Consider the following 20,816-nt stretch of genomic DNA (forward strand, 5'->3'; position numbering starts at 1 on the left):
CCTTTAATAATGAAAAAATAGTAGCACACCCATGTCCCTATTTATTTACATGATTTGTAACAAATATCGAACGGGTAAAACTTGCGTTTAGATTATGAACAGGCAACACTTGATAACGAAAAATTAACAAGGAATAATTACAATGAAACCGAGTTTTCAACTAGCTGCCGTTGCATGCGCGCTTAGCCTTGCGCTTGCAGGATGTTCTCAATCAACCCCATCAACAAATAGCACCGAAAGCGTGCAACAAAGCCAAACTGTTAAACAGTATGATGCTGAAACCTTTTTTGACACAACCTCAATTATGGGCAGCAGCTTTTCACCGAAAGGCGACAAAATACTTGTTAGCAGTGACGAAAGCGGCATTTATAGCCTTTATGAAGTAGATATAAAAACCGCCAAAAAAACCCGCTTAACAGACTTTGAAGACAGTACTTATGCTGTGGCTTATTTCCCTAAAGATGAGCGCGTACTATTTACTAAAGACTCTGGCGGTAACGAGCGTTATCACATCTACGTTCGCGAAACAGATGGCACAGTTAAAGATCTTACGCCAGGTGAAGAAACCCGAGCAGGATTTGCAGGTTTCACAGAAGACGGTAAACATTTTTTTATAACTAGCAATCAGCGTGATGCTAAGTTTATGGACCTATATCGTGTTGATGCTAACAGCTATGAAGTAACGCCTGTTTATCAAAATACTATGGGGCTAGATGTCGGTGCGATAAGCCCTGACGGCCGCTTTATTGCTTTATCGAAAAACAATTCGAACAAAGACAGCGATGTATTTATTCTCGATACGCGTAAAAAAACACTGAAACCAGAACTTATCACTCGTCATGACGACGACGCTAAATATGGCCCAGAGACCTTCTCAAGAGACAGTAAATCATTATATTACTCAACCGATGCCAAAGGTGAATTTGCAGAGGTGTGGCGCTATGACTTAACGACCGGCGAGCACAGCCCTGCCCTTAAAGATGAGTGGGATGTGAGTTTTATTTACTTCTCTAAATCTGGCCGTTATCAAGTAAGCGGTGTTAATGCTGATGCAAGCACTAAAGTGTCGATAATTGATACCACCACAGGTAAAGCTATTGCCATGCCATCGCTGCCAGCTGGTAACTTACGTGGTGTGAACTTTTCAGCAGATGAAAAGACCATGGCGTTTTATTTAAATTCAGATACCTCGCCTAGTAACCTATTTGTGTGGCAACTCGGTGAATCAAAAGCTAAACAATTAACCAACACATTAAGTGATGCAATTGATCAAAATGACTTGGTTGAAAGCACAATTGTGCGCTTTAAAAGCTTTGATGGTCTAGAGATCCCTGGGGTTTTATATAAGCCTAAGCAAGCTAATAGCAACAACAAAGTACCAGCTTTAGTTTGGGTGCACGGCGGTCCTGGCGGCCAAAGTCGCACAGGATATAGTGCAATGCAGCAGCATCTAGTCAATCATGGTTATGCCATTTTTGCAGTTAATAACCGTGGCAGCTCAGGCTATGGTAAAACCTTCTTCCATTTAGATGATAAAAAGCATGGCACTGACGATTTACAAGATATTGTTTACGGTAAAAAACACCTACAAAGCCTAGATTGGGTTGATGCTGATAAAATTGGCATTATGGGGGGCAGCTACGGTGGCTTTATGACCGCCGCAGCACTCGCCTTCGAACCTGAAGAGTTCAAAGTAGGCATTAATATATTTGGTGTAACAAACTGGGTTAGAACCTTAAATTCGATTCCACCATGGTGGGAAAGCTTTAAAAAGGCACTGTATGATGAAATGGGCGACCCAGCGACAGACGGTGAACGTCACCGTGCCATTTCGCCACTATTTCATGCTAAAAACATCACCAAGCCATTAATGGTGATCCAAGGTGCTAACGACCCTCGCGTTTTACAAGTAGAAAGCGATGAACTTGTTGCCGCTGTAAAGGCAAATGGTGTGCCTGTTGAATATGTATTATTCGATGATGAAGGCCATGGTTTTACTAAAAAAGAAAACCGCATAAAAGCCTCAAATGCATACCTTGAGTTCTTAAATACCTACTTAGATAAATAGCAAAATTACAAAGGTAAAGAGCCGGTATTATGCCGGCTTTTTTATGCAAAACACCTGTATAGAATCAAAATTTAACAGTTTACACAGTACTGTATAAAATACTGTATATCTTTACTGGTAAATCTTTTACCTTTTCCAACCTTCAAAATAAAACCATAAACCACTGTTTAATAACAATTAAATTATTTTGACTAAAATAAAACTGAATCATTGATTAAAAAATAGCAAAAAAGTACTTGCGCAAAAACACTGTATAAACTACTGTATACACATACTGTATAAACAACCAGTGAGTGAAAGTTATGTTACAGCCAATTACCTTAAGAACAGTTAAAAGCTACCAACAAGATAACGACAAAGCGTCTGTTAATTTAATTCAAATTGAAGACGAAATTTCAGCAACTTTTGAGCTATTAAAAGTATTGCATCATTACAATAGCCAAAATGCATGGACACTATTAATTGCTCCTGATCATGTTCCTAGTAAAGCCTTACTAGATTCATGTTCGATTGATACCAGCAAACTACTTGTGATCAGACAAAAACATTTAGTTAATCTTGAGTATGTTCTTAGTTCAGCATTACATAACGGTAATTTTGCTGCTGTGATCACATGGACAGATATTGTAAACAATCATCAACTTGATTCGATGAACTTAAACCTTGAGCAGGCATCTGCTAAATTTTATTGTTTTACAAAAAGCGCTCAATTAAACAATTTAGTACCGCAGCCACAATAGGCTTGTTAAAATAACAATTTATAGTTATAGGTAAGTTGTTATGACATCACTCACACACTCCCTTTGTCCTTGTGGCAGCGAATCGACTTACGAGCTTTGCTGCCAGCCTTTTCATACAGGTGCAAGCCAAGCTGATACCCCAGAGCAACTTATGCGTTCTCGTTTTAGTGCATACGCGCTCAAAGATGCGAAATATGTATTTAGTACCTATGCACAAAGCCAGCAAGCCGCTAACCCTGTTCGCGAAATTAAAGATTTTGCTAATAGCTGCCGTTTTACCAAGCTAAGTGTTTTAGATACTGAACATAACGAGCAAGAAGGTTTTGTAGAATTTAAAGCTAATTACTTTTACCAAAACTTGTATTGTGAGTTACACGAGAAGTCGCGTTTTATTAAAGAAGATGGCCTATGGCGTTACCTAGACGGTGATATAACGCCAGTTGCAGATATTAAAATTGGCCGTAACGACGAGTGCCCTTGTGGGAGCGGCAAAAAATATAAAAAGTGTCACGCTCTTTAATTGCTCTTATACCAATCCGCTTAATTAAGTAGTCTATTTTGAGGCAATAAAACCTCGTTGATAGCAAGGCAAAAATTTCGTTATTTAGTTGTGCTCGGCAATTGCTCCTGCATTGCTCTACCTTCTGCATCCATGCAGTCGTAAATCAGAAATTTTTAACGCAGTTAGCGACAGGTTTGATCCCTCAAAATGATTAAGTATTATTGCGGGTTGGTATTAACCTGGTAAATCCAGTCTAAGGCTTGGGTAATCGTTGTTGGGAATGCTGTTGCATGGCGTGCCTGAGGGATAACAAATAAATTTGTTGTAACCAGCGCGCCACCTTGTTTATTAATTTTAGCTGCTAATTGCCTTGCGCCCGACACCATTTTTTCACCTTCACTTTCTTCGAGTTCACCCACTGCGATGTAAACTTTTGTTGTGTTGGCAGCTGGTTTTACAGCCATAGCTAATATTGAGTTTTCTTTAAACCACACTGAAGGACTGCCGATAATATAATTTGAAAAAAGCGAAGGCTCAGTGAATAAGGCATAAGCCGCAAATAAACCGCCAAGCGAGTTACCGACTAACGTGCTTTTTTGGGTTGTTCTGAAGTCGGCCTCAATATAAGGCAATACAGTATGTTTTAGGTAGTTTAGATACTGACTTGCTCCGCCAGTTTTACGCTGCCAATTTTTATCTTCAAATGGCGTATAGTCATAAATACGACTATTAAGCCCAGATACACCTTTTTGATATCCTACTGCAACGATAATTACCTCTTCTATAGCCCCCGAATTCATCATAAAGCGACTAGCACCAGAGGCAATTGGCAAACTGTAGTTTGCATCTAATAGGTAAACAACTGGGTAGCGCTTCTGGTTTTGCTTTTGGTAGCTGCGTGGCAACTTAATCGTAATGGGGTATTCGTTTTCGGTCTGTCTATCTTTAAGTAACACAGTATTAGTACGTGGCAAAGTAAACGGCTCAGCATGGCTTACATCGCTCACCCCCAAAACACTGATCACAAAAACGAGCAATATATAAGGCATAGTTAATCCTTTAGCCACTTCTTAATTGGTAACAGCCATTCATCTTTTGGTTTATAAAATGCGCCATGGGAGAGCCCTGTATTAATGCTTATTTCTTCGAACTTAGTTACGTCACTTCTATCAATTAAAAATTGGCAAGAGCCAACCTGATCTGAGCGCTCAAAGATAGAATACACCTTGCCATAAGCCTTAACTGATGTGTGATTTTTTATAAGGCCTGCACAACCTGCCAATATAATTAAGTTGATATGTGTACGTTTAAGTTCATTGGCTGCCAGGATCGACAAAGCCCCGCCCCGTGAAAAACCAACTAAACTAATGTTCGACTCAGCAACACCGGCACTGATCAATGCTTCAATATCTGCAGCGAGTTTCTTCGCAAACGCAAAAGGTTCAGTGTCTTTTGGCCTGTGATACGCAATTAAATGATAACTCTCATCTGCCAGTGCTTCTTTTACAGCCACAAAATCATAAACCCCAAAGGTTTTGTGAACAGGCTTAGGGTTTGTCCCTTCAACGATAAAACCATGTGAATAAAAAACATAGTGACCATGCGGGTCAATCTCTGTAGGAAACTGACTGTAAATAGTGCCAGCGCAAACAGGCAAAACCAAACAAGCACAGAGTAAAAGTACGGTATGTATCACAAGCATTCCTTTAAAAAATCACATTACACCTAATAGAAGATAACAACACCTTAAAAAATAATATCTTAGCAAAAAACTAAACCCTACTCTCAGTAATTTTAATTAAATATCAAATTACTAATCGCAAGCTGTATCACGATTTAAACTGCAAGTTTCAACTTGAGGTAAATTCATGGAATTTCATAGTAAAACTATAAAAAACCAGATGACAACGCTGTCAATTGTTTATAAAAAGGCGTATTGTAAAAAAGCAGTTAAAATACCTGCAAGTTTTAGACGTCTAGACGTTGAAAAAATAAATTCTAAGGCGTAGTATGTTCGTAATCTGAGTTAGACTCACATTTTCCATGAGATTTTTTAAAGATGATTGATATAAAGCACCTAAAAACCATAGCGACCCTTAAAGAAACAGGCTCTTTGGTCAATACCGCCCGTGAGTTGTTTTTAACTCAATCGGCTTTATCGCATCAAATTAAAGATCTCGAGAATAAGTTAGATTGCCAGCTGTTCGAACGTAAGACACAGCCTGTGCGTTTTACTCCGCAAGGTATGCTACTTCTGGAGCTTGCTAATGAAGTATTACCTCGTGTTGAGGCAACAAAATGTCGGTTAAAAGAAAGCCTTAACCAGCCAATTTCAAATTTACGCTTAAGCGTTGAGTGTCATGCATGCTTTCATTGGTTGCTCCCAACCATAAAAGAATTTAATAACTTTTGGCCTGATATTAAAATTGATTACGAGCGCGGTTTTAGTTACGACGCCATTCCAGATTTAATTAATGATGAATTAGATCTAGTGCTGACTTCTGATATTCGTGAACCAGATCAACTTGAGTATGCTCACCTGTTTGATTTTAAATTAAAACTAATCGTTGCACCGGATCATGAGTTGGCAAAAAAAGCCTATGTCACCGCCCTTGATTTAAAAAACGAAACAATTATTTCGTACCCTATTCCCCGTGAGCGCCAAGACATCTTTAAACATTTTATTCAAAATGCACGCTTTGATGGCACGCTTAAAACGGTTGACCAAGGCTTATTGATATTTCAATTAGTGAGTGCAGGTATGGGGGTTGCAGCATTACCAGACTGGCTAGTCACCCCTTATGAAAGCCAAGGGCTCATTAAGTCTATTCCGTTAGGTGCACTAGGCCTTACTCGCCCTATGTATTTAGCAATGAAAAAGAATATGAAAGATAACCCAGTTTATCGCCACTTTTTAAATACATGTAAGCAAAATAACGGTCGCTAAAGTAATGCAAAATAACTAACATAACAGCATCTGTTACAGACAATAGTGTTGATACATGTTTGAAATTAAAAAGATCATTGGCTCATTATTAATGCCCCTGCCATTGCTCGGGCTGCTTACTTTAGTGATGGTATTTTTAGCCATTACACATAAACGCAAAGCACTCTATTTTGGCTTTGTTAGTATTTTAACTTTAATGCTAATAAGCACGCCATTTATTGGTCAGTCACTGATAGCTGCAAGCAATAACCCGGCATGGCAATTTAACCAAGCAAAACACCCTAAACTCGATAATATTGTGGTACTTGGCTGCTCTATAATGCCCAACTCGCGCCTTCAAGCAAACCACCAGTTAGGCGATTGCGCGCTTGCTCGATTACTTGAAGGTGTTAAGCTTGCCCACCACTACCCAAATGCCACCCTCTATGTATCAGGAGGCGGTTTTGCCAATACTACCAATAGCCAGCTCATGTTTGAAACGGCAAAAGCGTTAGGTATTTCTGCAACGAGAATTAAACAAAACTCTCTCGCCATGGACACCGCAGAAGAAGCGAAACGACTTGCCATTTATTTAGTCGATAAAAAAACTGCCTTAGTCACCTCAGCGAGCCACATGCCGCGAGCGAAAGACTTATTTAATGCACAAGGCATTGATGTGATCCCAGCGGCAACCGACTTTCAAGATTTTAGTCAGTATCCAACGTACAAACAGTTTATACCTAACATTGCAGTACTTGTTGCAGTTACCAGAGTAGCGCATGAGAAAATTGGCAGTGCATGGGTGAGTGTGCGCCGCTGGATTGATCCAGAGGCGCTGTAGAACATCAGACTGGATTGTCGATATCGATAAACGTTACATCAAAACCGTGCTGCTCAGCTAAAAGCTCGCCTAAGGCTTTAATGCCATAACGCTCAGTAGCATGGTGACCAGCTGCAAAAAAGTCTATACCTTGCTCGCGTGAACTATGAATCGTTTGCTCAGAGGCTTCACCTGTAAGATAAGCATCAATACCTTGAGCAGCCGCTAAATCAATATACCCTTGTCCGCCACCTGTACACCAAGCGATGGTTTCGATTTTCTCTTTTCTTACCAAACTAGTTAATGGCGCACGATTAAGTACTTGGGTTATTTTGGCGGTAAATTCTTCACCACTTAAAGGTGTTTTTAAACGCCCTTTTACCGGCACACTATTTGGACCAGATTCAAGCCCACCTGTGAACTCAATATCGAGTAACTTAGCCAGTTGCGCGTTATTACCAATTTCAGGGTGTATATCTAGCGGTAAATGATAGCCATATAAGTTAATATCATTATTTAAAAGCGCAGCAATACGGCGCTTTTTCATGCCCGTGATTGGCTGCGATTCCCCTTTCCAGAAATAGCCGTGATGTACTAAAATAGTATCTGCATTTTCTGCAATAGCGGCATCAATCAATGCTTGGCTAGCTGTGACACCCGTCACTATCTTTTTTACGTCGCTCGCACCTTCAACTTGTAAGCCATTTGGGCAAAAGTCAGCGATAGAATCAGGTTTAAGAATGTCGTTTAATAATTGAGTAAATTGTTTGCGTTGCATATAAAAATCGTCCTTCAACCCTCTATTTTGTGCAAATTTTGGCGTTTATGAGTGAAAAATGGAAGGAAAATCGCAAAAAATTGAAAAGTAAGCTGAAAATAGGTATAAATATATATTCTTAATCTGTGTTTACAACGTATAGGGTCTCTGATGAGCAAACTAGACAAAACAGAAGTGTTAAATGCCTTCGAAGCAGCATACGAAGCAGCGAATGGTAAGAAACCTGAAATCACAACAAAACCTGGTTGGTATAGCATCGACGGTGGCAAAAATATGCGCCTTGCTGATGTTGCAGCGCTGACTGAAGAGCTCACTTCTGGTAAAACAGCTGAGCCTAAAGCAGAAGAAGCACCTAAAGCACCAGCGAAAAAAACCAAAACTAAAACCGCTGCACCGGCTAAAACAGCTAAAAAAGCATCGTTCACTGTTGTTACAGCAAACGATGACGGTTACAAAGCTGAAGAGCTTTGGATTGTTAACCTAGCTGAAAAAGACCACGATTGTCGTTTACCGCGTGGTGTTGTGTAATCAAATTACACTTAGCAATTTTAAAAACCGCTACTCGTTAGCGGTTTTTTTATGGCTGTTCATTTGGCTAGTTATAATCCATTGGCTAAAATAGCCAAACAACACAATAAATACAGTTCCAATCAATACAGGCATCACTAAAAAGTCCCAGCTTTGCATAGATTGCATTATCAAAATTGGGTTTGCTCCTGCAGCGGGATGTACTGTGTCCGTCAACATCATTAGGCTAATTGCCAACCCTGTGGCTATAGCAATTTCAACAGGCCCTACTGAGACATAATTTACAAATACGACGCCGATTAGTGCAGTTAAAAAGTGCCCACCAATAACATTCTTCGCTTTAGCTAAAGGGCTGTGTGGCACACCAAATACCAGCACCGCAGTTGCCCCAAATGGGGCCATCAACCACACCCCATAACTTCCTAATTGCTGTAAATAGGCCAATACAAAAATTGCCATACAAGCAAAAATACCCGCAATGGCCGCCTTGCTTACTTTATTCTCCATAAAACCTCCAAAAGATAGACCGAGTTGTCTACCCGGTAAATGGTAGACAAGTCGGTCTACTTCTGTCAAGCTATCATTAGTCATCTAATGAGGCCTTGTTATGGATAAACGAACACATATTATTTTGACCGCCCTGTCACTTTTTTATCAAAAAGGCATTCATAGTGTGGGAATAAACGAAATTATTAGTGTGGCGGGTGTCGCCAAAAAAACTATGTACCATCATTTCGCAAGTAAAGATGAGTTATTATTAGCCTGCCTTAGTGAGCGACATAACAGGTTTTTAAATTGGTTAACGCATGCCACCAGCAAGCTAACTACTGTTGAAGAATTTAAAGTCGCCTTGATCAGCTGCCATGAAGCTTGGTTTAATTCTGAAGTGACTGAATTAGGTGATTTTAATGGCTGTTTATTTATTAACACTGCCGCTGAGTTTGCTGATCCTACAAGCCCGATAAATCAAGCCTGCAAAGAGCATAAAATGGCAGTACAGCAGTTAATTAAACAGCGTTTATCAGCGTGTAATAACATGGAAAGTTCGCAGCTAGACTCGCACAGCCACTATTTGATGACGCTTGTAGAGGGCATGATCTGCCAAGCTAAACTATTAGGAATTAAACAGTTTCCTCATTTAAAACAATGAGCAAATAAAAAAGCGGCACAATGGCCGCTTTCAGTTTAGATTTCCGCTAAGTTAGATTTTTTCAAAATATAACTTTTCGCGTTTTTTCTCACCCACTTCGTTCATGGTTGCAGCATCAAATAGACGACCATTGATCATGGTGTAATCGATTTTATCTGTATCACGAATGTTAGTTAGCGGGTTACCGTCAATAACAATTAAATCGGCAAGTTTACCCGGCTCAAGAGAACCAATGTTGTTATCAAGGCCAATGTATTTAGCAGGATCTAAGGTTGCTGCACGAATTGCTTCAAGTGGTGTCATACCACCTTGCGCAAACATCCAAATTTCCCAATGTGCCGCTAAACCTTCACGTTGACCGTGAGCACCAAGGTTTACTAATACACCTAAGTCTTGCAGCTCTTTGGCAACACGGGCATTGTTGAAGTGGTTATAGTGATGATCGGGGGCCTTAACACGACGCATTGAGCGAGGTAAAAGCTGATTCTTTGGTACAAACTTACTTAAGCGTGGGTGATTCCACACATCTGTCTTGTCGTACCAATAATTTTCACCCCAAATACCACCGTAAGCTACACCGAGTGTCGGCGTATAACCCACATCGCTTTGAGACCAAAGCTGGCGAATATCATCGTAAATATTGGCAACAGGAATTGAGTGTTCAATACCCGTATGACCATCAACTACCATAGTTAAGTTGTGCTGCAGTAATGAACCGCCTTCTGGCACAACCATCATTTCAAGTTCACGACCTGCTTCAATAACTTGCTGGCGCTGTTCACGACGAGGTTGGTTATATGATTTAACACTAAACGCGCCTACTTTCTTTAAACGCTCAAGATGGAATTTAGCATCTTCTAACGAGTCAATATGCGATGTATAACCTGGCATATTCGCACCATATAAAATGGTACCCGTTGAGAAAATACGAGGGCCGACAATCATGCCTGCTTTTTGCATTTCGCTTGCAGCAAAAATCTCAGTGGTGTCGTTTGATGGATCGTGAATTGTCGTCACACCTAACGCTAAGCCCGCTAAGTTCTTCCAGTTTTGCTGTGGAATGATCTCATCGCTGCCTTGCGAGCCGTGCGCATGTGCATCAACAATACCCGGCATAATCGTCTTGCCAGTTACATCAATTAACTCTGCGTCTTTAGGAATAGCAACACTATCTTTACTACCAACCGCTTTAATATGCTTACCATCAGTAACAATTACGCCGTTTTCAATAACCTGCTCACCGTTCATAGTGATAATGCGCGCACCAGTTAACGCGAATACTGATTTAGGCTCGGCCATGGTTTTTGTAAAACCGATGTTGTCGCCGCTTTTAACTTTAAAGTCAGTCTCTGCATTTTGGTTAATATCAAATAAACCCGCTAGGCTTGCATGATATAACTCTGGGCCTAAGCTCCAATAAAGTTTATCGCTTGTGCCACTCCAGCTGATGTTTTCACCCGCGCGAACAGAAAGCTGCTCAATTGGGAATTGGCTATCTTTCGGGCCAATATTAATGGTTTTGCCACGCTCAACAAATGGCGTAACAAATACTTTAAAACGCTCTGCAAACGCTAAGTATTGGCCATCTGGTGATACTCTAAACTCAGTAGCATGTTCTGATTCGTAAAGTTTACGAATTTGCTTTGATTCAAGCTCAACAACACTTAATGTTGGTTTCGGCCAAGGGCTCATCACATAAATACGGTCATTCGCTGCACCAAATTGTGGCTGATATCCTGATTTAGTGATTAGCGTCGCTTTACCGCCTTTAGCACTTACTGAGTAAATGCCTGGCTCTAATGACCATGTCGGGTTAAGGATACTGCCGCCAGACGCTTTACGGTAAACAACTGTTTTGCCATCAGGGCTGAAAGTTGGCTCTACATATTTACCCGGCTCTTTAGTAATGGTATCGCCACGGCCACTGCGCGCAGATACAACACGTACTGAGCCCTGTTCATTATCATCCCATGTGGTGTAAACAATCTTCTTACCATCACGAGAGAACTGCGGGAATAATTCAAAGTGGTCGTCTTGCTTAGTCAGGCGCTTCACTTTGCCAGACTCTAAATCACGTTTATAAATATGACCTAGCGCTTCAAATATAGCCGTTTCACCATCCGGTGAAATTTGTACATTGCGCAGCATTTTCACATCAAAATTATCGCTATCGATGTTTTGTGTAAAACGCACCGCTTTTTGAATTTGCTTATTGGTCTCAACTTTAAATGGAATAGTCGAGACAGACTTATCATCGACATCTAGCTTATGAATGGTACCACCCGCCCAAAAGACTAGTTGTTCGTTATCTGGCGTCCAAGCAATTGTTGGGTATACGCCATGAATTGCCCATGTCTCTTGCATATCACGCTCAAGCTCGCCATACAGTTTTGTATGCTCACCGGTGTGAAGATCATATAAGTACAAGCTTGTTTGGAAATCATCGCGCTTGATATACGCAAGCTTTTTACCATCTGGTGAAGGTGTTGGTCGAATAGCCCCGCCCATACCATCTATAATTGTTTCAATCTCGCCGGTTTCACGGTCATAGCGTTTAATTTTATAAATACCCGCTACAGAATCTTTAGAGTAATGGAATGTTTTACCCGGCGTTGCATCATGAGAAAAATAAACATAACGACCATCCGGTGAGAACATTGGCTCGCCTAAGTCTTTTTGGTCGTTTTCACGTGCGGTTAGCTGCACACCTTTGCCACCCGCTTTGTGGTAAAGCCATACTTCACCAGCCCCTAAAGAGCGGCTTGCAGTAAAGTGCTTACGCGCAACTAAGTAGTCACCATCTGGGCTCCAAGCTGGGCTGTTTAACAAACGAAATGTTTCGTTCGTTACGGCTTTTTGGTTTTCACCGTTTAAATCCATAACCCAAATGTTATCGCCACCTCCTTGGTCTGAAGTAAACGCAATATGCTTACCATCAGGGCTAAAGCGTGGTTGCATTTGCCATGCAATATCACTGGTTAATTGCGTTGCTGTGCCACCTGACATTGGCATGGTATAAATATCGCCGAGTAGGTCAAACACCACTGTTTTACCATCAGGGCTAATATCTACGTTCATCCACGTGCCCTGCTCAACACTAATTTTAGCGTCTAGGAATTGGCCTTTTGGTGCGTCCACCTGCCATTTGTCGTCATTTGATTGCTCAGCTGCCGCCACTTGCCCTGTTAGAGCAAGTGAAATAGATACAGCGAGCGCTGTATGAAGCATTTTCTTCATTGAAATCTCACTTTTTATTGTTTTGCTTATATGCACACTTTTAAGATTGCACCAAATAGCATAGCAAGATTCCAGTGATTCGTGTTAAACAGACGTAAATAGTCGACTAATGCCACGCAATCGGATCAAACTGATAAAAGCCAACCAGTAAATGATAAATTTCTGGGTCAAATTGTCTTAGCTCAGCGGGTTTTTCTAAGAAGGTTTCGGTGATAACAGCAAAAAACTCTGCCTCATTGGTCGCGCCATAGCTATGAATAACATGCGGCATGCCATAAGCTAAATGGGTTTTGAGTTGATTAAACGCGCGGCTAAATACTTTTGCCCACTTTTGGTAATCTTCGTTACTCGAAAGCAGTGGTGTACCCGTGGTTTTACCGGTTTCTTGGTCGAGCTGATGGGCAAATTCATGAAATACTAAATTATGACCATCACTTGGTAAGCGGTTCCCCTCAAGGACATCATGCCAACTCAATACCAAGGTTCCGCCCGGCCATGATTCACCTTGACGCACGGTATTGTGATAACTAACAAGCCCTGCATTATCACGGGAAGTTTGCGGGGCATAATACGCGCTTGGGTATAAAAGGATCTCTTTTACATTACGATACAATGGCCACGGTTTATTAAGCACTAAAATACAGGCATCTGCCGCTACAATCAGCTTCATTGCATCATTAAGCTTAAGACCATCACAACCAATAAAGCGTTTTTCATTTAAAAACCAAACGATGTGACGCTCCAGCTTTTCACGATCGGCATCCGTCATCTTTCGGTAGATAGGCATATATTTTAACAGCAGATTTTTTTGCTGATCATTGAGGGAGTTATTAAGGTATTTTTTCTGCCAAAAGTGATTACGGATATCGTCCCAGCGCCAGTAACACACAACAAAAATTATTAAAAAAAGTATCAAAACCAGGTTAAGCATTACTATCGCCTAAAAAACAATCTTGATACTTTAATGTGTGCAAACAAAAAAAGATCAATTGTTTACACACATTTTTATTTAATTAAAAAATTATAAAACAGGTAATGTGGCAGTTCCTGTTATAACGTCTTTACTGCCTTTAACTTTATATTCATATTCTAAGCTAACGGCATTCACGCTATTCGATTGGTTATCGTTAAGTCGAGATATATTCCAACCTATGCTGCGTCTATACATCATACTATCAGGTAAAGAGGTATGAAGAATCACATTATTTGTATCACCATATACTGTTTCATTTATTGCTGTTGAAGCTAAGTGAACTAAGTCACCACCATAAAATTGTTCTTCAGAAACAATGTTATACTCTTGGTAATAAGGGTATTTATTGCCATTATTAGTATATCCTGTCACTGTTATAGATAAGTCTGAAAGCGATACGATAGAAGATGGTAAATACAACATTGCTTCATTACTTTTGCTTGAAAAGCTAGCACTTTCGCCCGCAGTATTTTTTAAGTGAATAAGCTCTCCACTTTTCAGGCCATTATTGTTATCAATTCTAATATCAGAAATAGAAAACTCTGTTTTATCACTTACAAGAAAACTTGTCCTTAATGAATTACGTGAAGGTAATTGGGTTTCTTTATCTATAACTGAGCTTAAAGTGTATGAATAACTACCAATATCCAAAGTTTGATTAGGTAATACTTCAACAAACGTGTCGTTGAGTGACATTTTTGACGTTGTCTCAAATCCCTTATCAATGAACTTAAAGAAAGTACTACCCTCTGGAACAGAATCAGCATCTGATTCATTACCAGGTATAACTGAAAGTGTCTCATTCTTAGTCAATGTGATACTTTCATCTGTTAATTCAACTGGCTTTGTGAAGAATAGATAGTAGCCGTTCGTTTCTTGATTATAAGTATTACTGATTAAGTCAACTTGTGTTGTCTCCGTCCCCTTTTCGGGTTTAAAGACTACTGATACAACATTGTTTTCAACACTAAAGTTGCCCTGATTGTATAACCCCCCGACAGTAATATTATCGCCATCTTCAGCCACAACGAAAGAGTCTGATAAATAACTTTGCTCATTTTCATCAATAAATGCAGATAACATTACATTCAGTGAGGAGCTGCCAATAAAGTCATAAACGTACTCATTGGTACTTTCATCAAAAGTTAAAGGGGTTGCCTCGAAATCATTACTCGAAGCCACTAACTCAATGTCTTTGAATATCTGGCCTAAATCATTAATTACTTTAACGCGAAGTTGATATTCAATTACATCATCTGCAGTATCAAACAAAATAGTTGAGCTATCATTAAGCTCGCTAAACAGGATAGTGCCATCATAGTGATAACCTAATGTAAATTTATATTCATTTACATTATCATTGTCTACATCCATATCAACTGTAATTGGGTAATCCCAGCCAATTGGCTTCTCGATTGAATAAAGATTAGTTTCGTTGTTGTAACTGGCACTTATAAAATGCTCGTTCCTAGATTGCCATGTTGAGTCATTAACCCCCGAAGATGTAGAGTAGCTAAACTGTAAGTCTTTAATCGGTGTATTCTCAGCATCTAATAAAGCTGCAAACTCTATCGTTTCTGTACTAGTAACTAGTAAAGTACCTAATTGGCTTATACCAAGTCCAGTAGACCCATAAAATGCGCGCTCTTGGAAAGAGTCATCAGTACTAGAAATAAGTAAAGTATAGTCAGAGTATGTTGGAACATTAGATAGTTCAAACAAGCCATTTGCCAGTGCAACAGGTTCAGACCAAGTGTTACCAACTTTTATTTGAATTTGAGCATTCGCAACGAGTGAATCAGAAACAACATTTTTTACAGAACCCGACAAAGTTGCTGTTTCAGCTTCCTGTGCTGAATTATTTTGATTTTCGATCGCGCTAATAAGATCATCATTGCTGTTATCTTCAACTTCTAAGCAACCAGTTAAAAGAAAACATGTAGAAACAGCCAATGCTATTGTAGATTTTTTAAACATCTAAACTCCATTTAATTATTATTTTCCCTTAATGGGGTCGTGATTATAATGAAGTTTAATTAAATTAAAAAGTAAAAATATTATTAAGTTACAATACTAATGTACCTTTATTGTAAATAATAATTTGGTTTCGACCGTTATTCTTCGCATTGTATAAAGCATTGTCGGCATGTGCTAACAAGCGGTCATAATCAGCAACTTGCGCGTTGTCTGCCACACCAAAACTTACCGTTACAGAAAGGCTGTCTGCTAATTCTGAGAAATCGTAACCCGCTATCTCTAAACGGATAATTTCACACAATCTTGCGGCTTCTTCAGCATTTTTGTATGGGAACAACAAGGTAAATTCTTCACCGCCCCAACGCGCCGCATAACCTTCATCAGGGAAATTCATACGGAGCAAACGAGCAATTTCACAAATCACTTTATCACCAATTAAGTGCGAGAAATTGTCATTAATGAGTTTGAAGTGATCAATATCCATAATGGCAATACTAAGCGTTTTATTGTCACGCTGAAACTGATTAAAGTTTTCAGACAGCCACATATCGAAAGCGCGTCTATTCGGTAATTGCGTTAATTGGTCATGATTCGCTAAATGAGCAAAAGCATCAGCTTGCGTTTGTAAATCATGCATTTGCTGTTCAACTTTTTCCGTTAACTCAATTTCGATGCGCTTATAGTGATATAAGCGGTATTTATAAATAGCATAAGCAGCAAAAAGCACAGCAACTAAGACAAATAACTTAAAGCTGGTTTTTTGCCAAAAATAAGGAGCAATTTTAAAACGCAGAACTTGCTCATTATTTTGCCAGTCACTATTTGGGTAACCTGCGCGCACTTTAAAGGTATATTTACCTGGTGGTAAATTGGTGTACTCGGTAATGGCCAAGCGCCCCCTGTCTACCCATTGTTGATTGTAACCACTTAGTTGAGTTTGGTAATTTAACCGCCCAGGCATGATAAAACTTAGCCCAGCGTAGTTAAACGAAACACGAGAAACACCAGCAGGTAAGCTCAACACCTCATTGCCAACTGGTAAAGTCATGGGTTTGCCATCGACTTCAAAGCTTTCAATAACCGTCGATAATCGTCGTTTACTGGCTTCTTTTAAGCGCTCTGGTGTGGCAATAGCGACGCCTTTGGCTGTAGCAACCCATACTTGACCATCTGAATGAAGCACAGCAGCAGGGTTTGAACCGCCATTTGCTTGCGCGCTTAACATGCCATCGCCTTCATCATAAAGCTGCATCGAAACGCTCATTGGTTGAACTTTTTCAGGGTTATCTAAAAGCGCAACTAACTGAGCTTTGTTCACCTGAATAACACCTCGGTTACTGGTCAACCATAATGAATCACCTTGCTCAATCACTTGGAACAGCTTATCGACCGGTAAACCTTGGTCTCGACCAAACAAGCTCATTTTATCTGTACTGAGATTGTAACGAACTAAGCCTCTATCGGTTGCAAGCCACATTTTATCGCCATCTAAGTAAAAGCCGAATGCATACTCAGTACTGAACTGCTTTGGAAACTCGAGAGTTTTAAACTGCTTAGTAGCTGGGTCATAAATGGACACACCCACTCCCGTGCCGACCCACAACCTGCCATGATCATCCTCGACAAGGGCCATGATAAAATCACCAATTAAGCCATCTTCTGTGGTGAATAATTCAGTTTGCCCAGCAGGGTCTATTTTGGTTAAACCACCGGCAGTGCCAATCCATAGGTTATCCGCGTTATCAAACAACACAGCACGAACTTCGTTACTGATCAGGCCATTACTGCGGTTTTTTACTGGGTAAATTTGCCCATTAACCACTTTCATTAAACCGGCGGTATAAGTACCTAACCAAACGCCACCTTGCTTATCCTCGGTTAAACTTAAAACGGATAATGGATCTTTTTCATAGGCTTGAGTAAGGGTTGTGAGCCTGCCATTTTCAATACGATTTAAGCCATTACTACTGCCCACCCATAAGCTGCCATCAGAATGCGATAGCACGGTACGCACATAGTCTGATGCAAGCCCACGGCTTTGACTCCAATTTGTAAATGGTGCTTCACGCAAACGGAATAACCCGGCATTCGTGCCAACCCAAATGCTTTTTTCGCGATCTTGCAGTAAAGATAAAATCCGGTTGTTGGGTAAGCCATCACCGGCAGCTAAGTTTTCAAGGCCTGAACTGCTGAGTCTGAACACCCCTTTATTGATGGTGCCAAACCACAAATCACCCTGCGCATCTTCGAGTAAGCTAGAAATTGATTCGTTGTTAAGGACGGGGTTGATAGCAACAAACTGATTATTTTGCTTTTGCCATGCGCCTTTTTCGGTGCCGACAATTAAAGTACCTGACTCAGTTAGTAATAAGGTAAACACAGAAGCATTTGGAAGCCCAGAGTCTTCACTGACCTTACTGACTTGCTTATTCTTTATTTGATAAAGGCCATCACTGGTCGCAGCCCAAATCACGCCTGTTTTGTCTTGTAAAAGACGATAGGCGCTAAGCTTATCAAGCATTTTTTGCTCAGAGGCAGTTTCAGAAGCGCGGTAGACAATGCCTTGTCCTTCAAGTGCCAGCCATAGCTCACCTTGTTTAGTAACGAGCGCATGATTGACCATGGCTGATGAACTTGGTAATGCTCGCCACCCCCCTTGTGAGCGAAGCGCAATACCGCCACGGGCACCCACAATATATAAATCACCATTATCCATCGGGATCAGGCTGCGTAATCCAGAATCAGGTAAGCCAGGAATTTCTGTTCGAGTAAAGAGTTTAAACTCACGACCATTAAAACGGGCAAGCCCTTCCCAAGTCGCTATCCAAATGTAACCATCTTTGGTTTGTGTAACTCCATTAATGCTATTGTGAGGAAGGCCGGCGCGAGTGCTCCAAGTCTCTGTAAAATAATCACTTAAAGAGAGGCGTGCAGAATCAGCAAAAACGCTGAAACTCAATAAAAGAAAAATACAACTAACTACCCGCACCATAAAACTAAAACCCTGATATTTATTATCGTTCTATTCAGTGATGTAGCTCTGTGAAGCCAAAGTCATCCCTAACTTCAGATAATACTACATTAGTTGCAATTTTTACTCACTTTAATGACATTTAGCAACAATCAATTACAAAAATTCGTGATTTTTTCTTGCAGTATTTTCACAAATCGCGCCACATGCAAGCCATCCATCAAAGCATGATGCACATCGATTGAAAGCGGCATCTTGCCAGTTTGTGAGTCATATTGACCAAACACAAACTTAGGAATACCAAGGCCATGCCCCTCACTTACAGCATGCGAGAAGCCGGTAAAGTTTAACCATGGAAGTACTGAGATATGAATAAGATCAGGCTGCCCTTCTGTTGCAGCAAATGCATCAGAGAAAAATGGTTTTGCTTTACTTGTTTTACCCACAGCAATAGCGTGTTTTGAAAAATCTTCCATCGACGCTTGTTTTTCAAAATAACTAAAGCGAAATGTTTCATCTTCTGCAAGCTCGACCACACTGCCTCTTACCGATGACAGTTGTACCGGCAACGAATCAATAATACGTTGACGCATTGGTGCATAGTCATGACATGCTTCAAGTGTTAGGTATACATAGCTGTGAAAGAAGGAATACGGTTCTGCTTTGCACTTGTTGTAAAGAGCCGCCATGTCGAGTGAAACACATACGTTAAAATATGGCAGAGAAAATTCTTTGAAAAAAGCGAAATGCTGTTTGCGAGGCCAAGTAGCTAGATCGATAGGTGTAATTTCACAAGATGGAGTTTTCATTAGGTGCCCTCGAGATTTAAAAACCGAGTTTACCTAGCCTGCGTGACTTCGTCACCTTGATGCGATAAATAACAGAGACAAAAAAGGTGCGACTTGCGCACCTTTTTACCTGTAAATTTATCGATTTACTAAATTATAAGCCGTTTTCGATGATTTCTAATGCTAGTTCATCGGCAATTAAATGCGTCGACTTCTGCTCTTTTTCAGAGCGAGCAAAGATTTCTGTTAGCGTATCAAAAATGCCTTCAACGTGTTTCGTTGATGCTTCTGCACTATAACCTTCTGGTGCAGTTTCGTAATAAACGTTGATAATACCACCTGCGTTAATTACGTAATCTGGTGCGTATAAGATACCTTTTTCGCGGATGATCTCACCGTGACGAGACTCTGCTAATTGGTTATTCGCACAACCTGCAATAATTGTTGCTTTTAAACGCGGGATAGTCGTGTCATTTACCGTTGCGCCAAGTGCACATGGTGCATACACATCAACATCTAAGTCGTAGATTTCATCAATACCCACAGCCGTTGCATTGAAGTCATTTACAACACGCTCAACAGCTTGTTCGTTGATATCTGTTACAAATAATGTTGCGCCCGCTTCATGTAGGTGTTTACAAAGGCCATATGCTACTGCACCTAAACCTTGCACGGCTACTTTGATACCAGCAAGATCTTGATGACCTCGTTGATGTTGTAAAGCGGCTTTAATACCTAAGAATGTACCATATGCTGTGAACGGTGAAGGGTTACCGCTTTTACCTTCAAGGCCTAATACATAGTTAGTTTCTTTATTCATGATAGCCACATCATCACAAGTGATGTTTACATCTTCAGCTGAATAGTAGCTACCGCTTAAACGCTCTAACTGACGACCAAATGCACGGAAAAGTTGCTCTGATTTAATTTCTTTAGCATTACCGATGATCACTGACTTACCGCCACCAAATGGTAAACGTGCCACAGCATTTTTGTAGGTCATACCTTTTGATAAACGAAGTGCATCAGTAACAGCATCTTCATCAGTTGTGTAGTCCCACATTCTGCAACCACCAACCGCTGGACCTAACTTGGTATTGTGAACCGCGATAATAGCTTTTAGGCCTGATTCTTTATCTGAACAAAACACCACTTGCTCGTGGTTATCAAAGTCGACTTTATTAAATACAGCCACAGTTAAATACTCCGAAATTTTCTTACCCTAAGGGGTGTGAGCGCTGAAAGTGCCGAGACTTTATCACTTCGTTTGCTCCCTTGCCACTAAATGAGATGATAAAACTAAGCAAAGTTCTCAAGCCGAAATAACAACTCAAAAACTAACACTTTATGGAAAAAAT

Annotated in this window: 17 protein-coding genes; 7 read left to right on the forward strand and 10 right to left on the reverse strand. The window is 40.3% G+C overall.

Going from position 1 to position 20,816, the window contains the following annotated elements:
• Positions 1-142 precede the first annotated feature (142 nt).
• The 3 genes from AUR67_RS10810 to AUR67_RS10820 all read left to right on the forward strand — a co-directional run bounded on the left by AUR67_RS10810 (position 143) and on the right by AUR67_RS10820 (position 3,328).
• Positions 143-2,068 carry an alpha/beta hydrolase family protein gene (locus AUR67_RS10810; protein WP_058585281.1) on the forward strand — a complete coding sequence of 642 codons (1,926 nt, stop codon included), beginning with the start codon at positions 143-145 and terminating at the stop codon, positions 2,066-2,068.
• A 302-nt stretch (positions 2,069-2,370) separates the two neighbouring features.
• Positions 2,371-2,808 (forward strand): SulA-like leucine-rich domain-containing protein, encoded by a 438-nt coding sequence (locus AUR67_RS10815; RefSeq protein WP_054551944.1) that lies wholly within the window; start codon positions 2,371-2,373, stop codon positions 2,806-2,808.
• A gap of 40 nt (positions 2,809-2,848) precedes the next feature.
• Positions 2,849-3,328 carry a YchJ family protein gene (locus AUR67_RS10820; RefSeq protein WP_054551601.1) on the forward strand — a complete coding sequence of 160 codons (480 nt, stop codon included), beginning with the start codon at positions 2,849-2,851 and terminating at the stop codon, positions 3,326-3,328.
• 200 nt (positions 3,329-3,528) lie between these two features.
• Here the strand turns inward: AUR67_RS10820 and AUR67_RS10825 are convergent, their stop codons facing one another.
• Entirely contained in the window at positions 3,529-4,359 is an 831-nt protein-coding gene (locus AUR67_RS10825) for an alpha/beta hydrolase (protein ID WP_058585282.1), read from the reverse strand.
• Between the two features lie 2 nt (positions 4,360-4,361).
• Positions 4,362-5,006 carry an alpha/beta hydrolase gene (locus AUR67_RS10830; RefSeq protein ID WP_235591825.1) on the reverse strand — a complete coding sequence of 215 codons (645 nt, stop codon included), beginning with the start codon at positions 5,004-5,006 and terminating at the stop codon, positions 4,362-4,364.
• Between the two features lie 363 nt (positions 5,007-5,369).
• Between AUR67_RS10830 and AUR67_RS10835 the strand changes: the two genes are divergently transcribed.
• Together AUR67_RS10835 and AUR67_RS10840 are read left to right on the forward strand one after the other, a co-directional pair.
• On the forward strand, positions 5,370-6,257 hold the full coding sequence (locus tag AUR67_RS10835) for a LysR substrate-binding domain-containing protein (protein WP_054551603.1): 888 nt from the start codon (positions 5,370-5,372) through the stop codon (positions 6,255-6,257).
• Between the two features lie 55 nt (positions 6,258-6,312).
• Positions 6,313-7,077, forward strand: a complete 765-nt coding sequence (locus AUR67_RS10840) for a YdcF family protein (protein WP_058585283.1) — start codon at positions 6,313-6,315, stop codon at positions 7,075-7,077.
• Between the two features lie 4 nt (positions 7,078-7,081).
• Here the strand turns inward: AUR67_RS10840 and AUR67_RS10845 are convergent, their stop codons facing one another.
• A complete protein-coding gene (locus AUR67_RS10845; protein ID WP_058585284.1) occupies positions 7,082-7,834 on the reverse strand; it encodes a Nif3-like dinuclear metal center hexameric protein in 753 nt (250 codons plus the stop codon).
• Between the two features lie 150 nt (positions 7,835-7,984).
• On the opposite strand from AUR67_RS10845, the gene AUR67_RS10850 reads away from it, so the two are divergent.
• Entirely contained in the window at positions 7,985-8,362 is a 378-nt protein-coding gene (locus AUR67_RS10850) for a hypothetical protein (protein WP_054561783.1), read from the forward strand.
• Positions 8,363-8,392: 30 nt separating this feature from the next.
• Here AUR67_RS10850 and AUR67_RS10855 read toward each other — a convergent pair whose 3' ends face one another.
• Positions 8,393-8,869 (reverse strand): HPP family protein, encoded by a 477-nt coding sequence (locus AUR67_RS10855; protein WP_058585285.1) that lies wholly within the window; start codon positions 8,867-8,869, stop codon positions 8,393-8,395.
• A 100-nt stretch (positions 8,870-8,969) separates the two neighbouring features.
• Here AUR67_RS10855 and AUR67_RS10860 point away from each other — a divergent pair, with 100 nt between their 5' ends.
• Positions 8,970-9,512 carry a TetR/AcrR family transcriptional regulator gene (locus tag AUR67_RS10860; RefSeq protein WP_058585286.1) on the forward strand — a complete coding sequence of 181 codons (543 nt, stop codon included), beginning with the start codon at positions 8,970-8,972 and terminating at the stop codon, positions 9,510-9,512.
• A gap of 51 nt (positions 9,513-9,563) precedes the next feature.
• Here the strand turns inward: AUR67_RS10860 and AUR67_RS10865 are convergent, their stop codons facing one another.
• From AUR67_RS10865 to AUR67_RS10890, 6 genes are all read right to left on the reverse strand, one after another.
• The gene (locus AUR67_RS10865; RefSeq protein WP_058585287.1) at positions 9,564-12,749 is read right to left on the reverse strand and encodes an amidohydrolase family protein; all 3,186 of its coding nucleotides are present in this window, start codon (positions 12,747-12,749) and stop codon (positions 9,564-9,566) included.
• Positions 12,750-12,855: 106 nt separating this feature from the next.
• Complete coding sequence (locus AUR67_RS10870; protein ID WP_058585288.1) at positions 12,856-13,680, reverse strand: M90 family metallopeptidase; 825 nt, start codon at positions 13,678-13,680, stop codon at positions 12,856-12,858.
• A gap of 90 nt (positions 13,681-13,770) precedes the next feature.
• On the reverse strand, positions 13,771-15,699 hold the full coding sequence (locus AUR67_RS10875) for a hypothetical protein (protein WP_058585289.1): 1,929 nt from the start codon (positions 15,697-15,699) through the stop codon (positions 13,771-13,773).
• An 88-nt stretch (positions 15,700-15,787) separates the two neighbouring features.
• Positions 15,788-18,658 carry a two-component regulator propeller domain-containing protein gene (locus tag AUR67_RS10880; protein ID WP_321166303.1) on the reverse strand — a complete coding sequence of 957 codons (2,871 nt, stop codon included), beginning with the start codon at positions 18,656-18,658 and terminating at the stop codon, positions 15,788-15,790.
• Between the two features lie 164 nt (positions 18,659-18,822).
• Complete coding sequence (locus AUR67_RS10885) at positions 18,823-19,479, reverse strand: CatA-like O-acetyltransferase (protein ID WP_058585291.1); 657 nt, start codon at positions 19,477-19,479, stop codon at positions 18,823-18,825.
• A gap of 133 nt (positions 19,480-19,612) precedes the next feature.
• Positions 19,613-20,653 (reverse strand): Leu/Phe/Val dehydrogenase, encoded by a 1,041-nt coding sequence (locus AUR67_RS10890; protein ID WP_055021514.1) that lies wholly within the window; start codon positions 20,651-20,653, stop codon positions 19,613-19,615.
• Between the last annotated feature and the right edge of the window lie 163 nt (positions 20,654-20,816).

The organism is Pseudoalteromonas sp. XI10 (assembly GCF_001469895.1).
GTDB lineage: Bacteria > Pseudomonadota > Gammaproteobacteria > Enterobacterales > Alteromonadaceae > Pseudoalteromonas.

What these genes read in the sequence shown, in the direction of transcription:
- AUR67_RS10850 (WP_054561783.1), top strand. Translation starts at nt 7,985, where the DNA reads ATGAGCAAACTAGACAAAACAGAAGTGTTAAATGCCTTCGAAGCAGCA.
- AUR67_RS10835 (WP_054551603.1), top strand. Translation starts at nt 5,370, where the DNA reads ATGATTGATATAAAGCACCTAAAAACCATAGCGACCCTTAAAGAAACA.
- AUR67_RS10840 (WP_058585283.1), top strand. Translation starts at nt 6,313, where the DNA reads ATGTTTGAAATTAAAAAGATCATTGGCTCATTATTAATGCCCCTGCCA.
- AUR67_RS10810 (WP_058585281.1), top strand. Translation starts at nt 143, where the DNA reads ATGAAACCGAGTTTTCAACTAGCTGCCGTTGCATGCGCGCTTAGCCTT.
- AUR67_RS10870 (WP_058585288.1), bottom strand. Translation starts at nt 13,680, where the DNA reads ATGCTTAACCTGGTTTTGATACTTTTTTTAATAATTTTTGTTGTGTGT.
- AUR67_RS10845 (WP_058585284.1), bottom strand. Translation starts at nt 7,834, where the DNA reads ATGCAACGCAAACAATTTACTCAATTATTAAACGACATTCTTAAACCT.
- AUR67_RS10825 (WP_058585282.1), bottom strand. Translation starts at nt 4,359, where the DNA reads ATGCCTTATATATTGCTCGTTTTTGTGATCAGTGTTTTGGGGGTGAGC.
- AUR67_RS10875 (WP_058585289.1), bottom strand. Translation starts at nt 15,699, where the DNA reads ATGTTTAAAAAATCTACAATAGCATTGGCTGTTTCTACATGTTTTCTT.
- AUR67_RS10815 (WP_054551944.1), top strand. Translation starts at nt 2,371, where the DNA reads ATGTTACAGCCAATTACCTTAAGAACAGTTAAAAGCTACCAACAAGAT.
- AUR67_RS10860 (WP_058585286.1), top strand. Translation starts at nt 8,970, where the DNA reads ATGGATAAACGAACACATATTATTTTGACCGCCCTGTCACTTTTTTAT.
- AUR67_RS10885 (WP_058585291.1), bottom strand. Translation starts at nt 19,479, where the DNA reads ATGAAAACTCCATCTTGTGAAATTACACCTATCGATCTAGCTACTTGG.
- AUR67_RS10865 (WP_058585287.1), bottom strand. Translation starts at nt 12,749, where the DNA reads ATGAAGAAAATGCTTCATACAGCGCTCGCTGTATCTATTTCACTTGCT.
- AUR67_RS10855 (WP_058585285.1), bottom strand. Translation starts at nt 8,869, where the DNA reads ATGGAGAATAAAGTAAGCAAGGCGGCCATTGCGGGTATTTTTGCTTGT.
- AUR67_RS10820 (WP_054551601.1), top strand. Translation starts at nt 2,849, where the DNA reads ATGACATCACTCACACACTCCCTTTGTCCTTGTGGCAGCGAATCGACT.